This is a genomic window from Marinobacter halodurans, from assembly GCF_004327985.1.
In the GTDB taxonomy this organism is placed as follows: Bacteria; Pseudomonadota; Gammaproteobacteria; order Pseudomonadales; family Oleiphilaceae; genus Marinobacter_A; species Marinobacter_A halodurans.
The window spans coordinates 1-5,758 of the sequence record NZ_SJDL01000075.1 but is presented as its reverse complement, the minus strand read 5'-3'; the positions used below and the strand labels follow the sequence as shown (position 1 = coordinate 5,758).

Below are 5,758 nucleotides of genomic sequence, written 5' to 3'. Positions count from 1 at the left end.
TCAGGCCGAACACCACATGCACGCCGGCATTGAAGGTCAAGGGCAGGTCCGCCGTGCTGGCATCGAGGCGGGCCGCTTCCCGGCGCTCGCGGGCGACCATGGCATCCAGTTGGGCCTGGAGTTGCTGACGCAGGAGGGCGATGGACCCCGCTGGCGCCGGCTCGCCGAAACGGACATCCACCACTGGGTCCAGCAGCCCGGTGACGTGGGCCTGGCCCTGATCGTCCAATGTGCCCGAGCGAAAGTCATTCAGACCCGTGACGGCAAAAGGAGCACCGGCGACACCGCTGCCATCCGGCCAGCGGTAGAGCAGATCCAGCGTTCGCTGTCCTGCTTCGGTTGGGGTGCTTTGCGGTGATGGAGCCTGATAGGCCGGCTCGGCGGCCGGGGCAAGGCTGTCTCCTTGTAAAGGGGCGCCGCCGATGCCGCTGCTTGTCCGACCTTCCCAATGATCATCCAGGGCCTGGGCTAATCTGGGCGGTAGATTGGCCACCGTCGATCCGGATTCCGGACGCCGGTTCAGGAAGATCCCGGGGCTGGCACCGCTGGCGTCAAACAGGACCTGTTCGCCTTGTGCCAGTTGCTCTATCAAGCGCGATGGCTTTTGGCGGGGATCCAGATTTTCGATGGGGGTGTCGGTGACAGCATGCGGGCTGAGGATCCGCTTGACGATGTCCACCGCGCTTAGGGGATGGACGAGGGTCACCAATGCGTCGGAAGACCGTGGTAACTCCTCCACGCTCGCAAGACGGTAACTCATGAACTCCAATCCTTGGGATTTCCGGGATGCTGGCGTCCTGCCAGCATGGCTGCATTACACTAGCCGATCCGGCGGATGACGACAATCTCAATCATCTTGCGTTTTCCTGTCCAACCGGCATGATCGTCCCCATGCTGCCGATCGATACCCTGCTCCCCGATTTACGCGCCACCCTCGAGGCGCACACCACCGTCCTGCTCCAGGCCCCGCCGGGCGCCGGTAAGACCACGCGTGTGCCGCTGGCCCTGCTGGGCTGCGACTGGCGCGACGACCGCCGCATCCTGATGCTTGAACCCCGCCGGATCGCCGCGCGCGCCGCCGCACGCTTCATGGCCGGCCAACTGGGCGAGAAGCCCGGCGAAACGGTCGGCTACCGCACCCGGCTGGACACCAAAGTCTCCGCCCGTACCCGCATCGAAGTGGTCACCGAAGGCATCCTTACCCGCCTGATCCAGCAGGACCCGGCGCTGGAAGACTACGCCGCCATCCTGTTCGACGAATTCCATGAACGTTCCCTGCAGGCGGATCTCGGGCTGGCGTTGGTGCGGGAGTCCCAGCAGGCGTTGCGGGACGACCTGCGGGTGGTGGTCATGTCCGCCACGCTGGATACCGCGCCGCTCGCCCAATTGCTGGACGACGCGCCGGTGCTCACCAGCGAGGGCCAGGCGTATCCTGTGGACGTGCATTACCGGCCGCTCCCGCCGGCTTCGGGGCGGCCGCCCCGTATGGTGGATCATGTCGCCGCGATCATCCGGGAAGCGCTGGATACGGAAATGGGCTCGATCCTCACTTTTCTCCCCGGCGCCGGTGAAATCCGTCAGGTAGAGCGGCTGATACGTCCCCAGTTACCACCGGGCACCCACCTGACCCCACTTTATGGCAATTTGAAGGGCGAGGAGCAGGACCGTGCCATCCAGCCCGCTCCCGAGGGCGAGCGCAAGATCGTACTGGCCACCGCCATCGCCGAAACCAGCCTGACCATCGAAGGGGTGCGGGTGGTGATTGATGCCGGCCAGGCCCGCCGTGCCGTGTTCGACCCCAACAGCGGGATGACCCGCCTGATCACCGGCCGCGTCTCCCAGGCGGCCGCCGAACAGCGCAAGGGTCGTGCCGGACGCGTCGAACCCGGCGTGTGCTATCGCCTGTGGAGCGAGTCCGAGCAACAGGGGCTGCCCGCCTTCACCCCACCGGAAATCCTCGAAGCCGACCTGGCGCCCCTGGCACTGGAACTGGCCCAGTGGGGTGCGCGGGACCCGGGCGATCTGGAATGGCTCGACCCGCCGCCGGCCGCTCACTGGGCGCAGGCGGTGGACCTGCTGCAATGGCTCGATTTGCTGGACAGCGACGGCGCCATCACCGACCACGGCCGCCGCGCACGGGATCTGGGGATTCATCCCCGGCTGGCGCATATGGTCCTCAAAGGACGCGAACTGGGTTATCCGCAGACCGCGGCCCGACTGGCCGCGTTACTGGGTGACCGGGATCTCCTGGGGCCCGGGGTCGGTGCCGATCTCACCCACCGACTGCAGGTACTGACCGGCGAGTACCGCGCCCCCAACCTGGACCGGGCCCGGCTGGATGCGCTCAAGCGCGCGGCAGATCGACTGCTGCCGGAAAAGGGCGCCAGGGATGTGGATAACTCACTGCCGGCAGGCCGTTTGTTAGCCCTCGCTTACCCGGACCGTATTGCGCTGAGGCGCTCTGGCGACGCCAACCGCTACCAGCTCAGCAACGGCCGCGGCGCTCGCCTGAACGACGAAGACGCCCTCGGCCGGGACGACTGGCTGGTGGCCGCCGACCTGGACGGCCAGGCCCGTGAAGCCCGCATCTTCCTCGCCGCCGCCACCGACCGCGCCACCCTGGAAACCGATCTGGCCACCCACATCGAGACCGCCGACGAGGCCCGCTGGGACGACGCCAGAGGCACCGTCATCGCCCGCCGGGTCAAACGCCTGGGCGCGCTGGTGCTGGAACAGAAACCCCTGCCGGACCCGAGCCCCGAGCAGATCCAGCTCGGCCTGCTCACGGCCGTCCGCGAAAAGGGCCTGGACAGCCTGCCCTGGACCGAGGCCGCCCGGCAGTGGCGCGCCCGCGTGCAACACATGAAGGCCCTGGAGCCGGACGCCTGGCCGGACACAGCCGACACGGCCCTGCTCAACACCCTCGACCAGTGGCTCGCCCCGTTCCTCGCCGGCGTGCGCAACTGGAAAGGCCTGCAACAGATCAACCTCATCGACGCCCTGCAAAGCCAGTTGGACTACACCCAGCAACAGACCCTCAAGCGGGACTTACCCACAGCCCTCGAAATTCCCACCGGCCAACAGATCCGCCTCGACTACACCGCCGAAAACGGCCCCGTCCTGGCCGCCAAACTCCAGGCGCTGTTCGGCTGGACCGACACCCCCAAACTCGCCAACGGCCGCCTGCCGGTCGTCATCCACCTCCTCTCCCCGGCCCAACGCTCCCTGGCCGTCACCGCCGACCTCGCCAACTTCTGGCGAGAGGTTTATCCACAGGTCCGTAAGGAGCAGCGCGGGCGTTACCCGAAGCACCCCTGGCCGGAAGATCCGCTGACGGCCGAGGCGAAGATGGGGACGAAGAAGTCGGGGAAGTGAGTTGAAAGCGCTGAAAAGGGCGGAGTTCAGCGACAAATGCACGAAAAGTCCGAAGCATGTCAAAGCTAACGACTGTAATAGACTGATCTTATTTGTTTTATGGCGGTAGGTGCATTTACGACTGAGTGTTATACAACACGGAGTTATCCTCGTTTTGTCGGAAAAGTCCAAAGCGTGAAACCGGCTTCTGGCCTTACGTGACTGAAAGGGCTACGCTTTTCGGAAATTGGAGTGTTTCGCGCTGCGGAGTTATCCGCGTGGGTGATATACGACAAAGTCAGTTGAATTAGCTGTTATGCCGGAGGAGACCATTGATTAAGGAAATAAATGGGATGCTTGGCACGAGCTTTGAGAAAGCTCTTTTTAAAGCAGCCCTGAAAAACCTTGAAGATACCTCTAACCCTTTGAGGCTGAATAATTATTCTTACTCCATGCGTGAGCTAACGCGGCACGTCCTCCATCGGTTAGCACCGGAAACTAATGTAGTTGCTTGTTCGTGGTACAAAAACGAAACAGATAAAGAAGATGGGGTAACGAGAAAGCAGCGAGCGATTTATGCCGTGCAAGGTGGCTTATCAGACTCATATGTTGAGGATGTACTCGGGCTCGAGGTGGACAAGATTCATACCACTCTTATTAGAGTGATCAAAGGGCTCAATAAATTTACCCATATAGAACCAAATGTGTTTGATCTGCCTGGAGAAAGAATTGAAAATCTAGTGAATGAAACAACGAAGGCCGTATATGATTTTCTTACAACAATAAACGAATGTAGAGCGCTTATTGTGGATAAGCTGTGGGAACACATTGATTCAGCAGTTATAGATGAAACTCTACGGGAAACAATCATTGAAATTGATGAACTGGCCTCGCATTCCTATATAGATGAGGTCTATACGGATACCATTGTGATAACAGAGATTGATCACAGAGTCATAAAATTTATGGCTGAAGGATCTATAGGTTGCGAGCTTCAATGGGGCTCTAATTCAGATATCCGTAAGGGGGATGGAGCCGTTCTTCCACAGTCGTTTCCATATCAATGCCAGTTGACCAGTCCTGTCGACTCACCAGACGAAGTCGAAGTGAGAGAAGATTCCTTTGGTGTTGACACTAGCTCTTGGACTGACACGAGGTATGGTCAAGATGAGCAGGCATAACCAGGGGCTGCAGCGGACCGCTTTTCCGGCGCGTTGCGCCTCCAAATCGGCCGCTGAGCCCAGGCGTTATGTAGCATAATTCAGCCAAGGAGAATTAGATGGCAATTTTTGGAATTGGGGCATATTACGGCGAGGACGTAAGCACTGAATTTATTAATCACGGAATCGCTGGGCCCGGCTGGGGGCAAGGCGAGGCACCGGAGTTGTTTCAGTACATAGCATCTCTGAAGGTCGGGGACATCGTTTACATCAAGTCTTGCTCTGCCGGAAGTAAAGATATCCATGTTAAGGGAATTGGCTTTGTTGCTGACCATAAACTTCTAACTGACGAAGAAGATACCAAAGGTATCGTCAGTGCAGGCAGACGCATAAATTGGATAAGCCGTGAAAGGTTCACCGTCCCAAAGCCTAAAGAGAAGAACAATGTTCGCTCAAATACCATCTATGAGGAATTTCACCCCGAGATTCAGCAGGTAATAATGTCAAAGGTCGTGAGGTCGGTAGATGCTACATAACCAGTGCAGGCACAGCGACGCCCATTACATTGCGCCTTCGGCTTCATTCCAAGGGCGCGCATGCTGCAAGCGTTAAGTTTCAAAGAGATCGGCAAATGGGATTGAAAGAAGATATTGAGAAAATCCCCGAGCTGAGAAGTGTGGGTTTAGCGTTGGTCGATTACGCTGAAAGCCTCGAGCCAGGGATGACTTTTGAACTAAAAGGTAAGCGTTGGGTGCCTTCGCAAAATTTCGTGACATTTACCGTGCAGCACGCAAGGGCTCGGAACATAGTTATTAGCCTACGGGGAAACCCAAGCGAATTTCTTTGCTTCGATGAAATTGAGCTGCGCGAGGGGATGGGGCACGGGGCATACTCAGAATGCACTCTTAACTCGGTGCGGCAGTTGCCTGCGGTTGCGCTGTATATTCGAACCGCCCACGAAATATACAAGCAGGGCGGCGGTCGTGACCGAAAACATCCAGAAATAGTCGAAACTTAACCAAGCGGTCAACCGGACGCCAAAAGCGTGGCGCTTTTGGTTCCCTTCGCTGCGCTCCGGCGCCGGTTACCTCAGCGTTAAATGTCAGCAAAGGATGAGCAACATTCCTCGCTTCAAAAAGATAGAGACTCTGACACTCGGTGTTTTTTTGCCCCTGGTGCTCATTGGGTACACGATGTTGCTTTTGTCGGGTGCCGAAGCCGTGTTCTGGGGGCGTAGTTCGACC

Annotated in this window: 5 protein-coding genes; 4 read left to right on the top strand and 1 reads right to left on the bottom strand. The window is 59.0% G+C overall.

Features of this window, described 5'->3' with window-relative positions; translation table 11 throughout:
• Window positions 1-760: hypothetical protein (locus tag EZI54_RS22955; protein ID WP_207389320.1), on the bottom strand; the 760-nt coding region annotated here is incomplete at its 3' end.
• Between the two features lie 131 nt (window positions 761-891).
• On the opposite strand from EZI54_RS22955, the gene hrpB reads away from it, so the two are divergent.
• The 4 genes from hrpB (at window position 892) to EZI54_RS22935 (ending at window position 5,532) form a co-directional block, all read left to right on the top strand.
• The gene (gene hrpB, locus EZI54_RS22950) at window positions 892-3,375 is read left to right on the top strand and encodes an ATP-dependent helicase HrpB (RefSeq protein WP_131484197.1); all 2,484 of its coding nucleotides are present in this window, start codon (window positions 892-894) and stop codon (window positions 3,373-3,375) included.
• A 311-nt stretch (window positions 3,376-3,686) separates the two neighbouring features.
• Entirely contained in the window at window positions 3,687-4,535 is an 849-nt protein-coding gene (locus tag EZI54_RS22945) for a pPIWI-associating nuclease domain-containing protein (RefSeq protein ID WP_131484196.1), read from the top strand.
• Window positions 4,536-4,633: 98 nt separating this feature from the next.
• On the top strand, window positions 4,634-5,050 hold the full coding sequence (locus EZI54_RS22940) for a hypothetical protein (protein WP_131484195.1): 417 nt from the start codon (window positions 4,634-4,636) through the stop codon (window positions 5,048-5,050).
• A gap of 95 nt (window positions 5,051-5,145) precedes the next feature.
• A complete protein-coding gene (locus EZI54_RS22935) occupies window positions 5,146-5,532 on the top strand; it encodes a hypothetical protein (RefSeq protein WP_131484194.1) in 387 nt (128 codons plus the stop codon).
• Window positions 5,533-5,758: the final 226 nt, after the last annotated feature.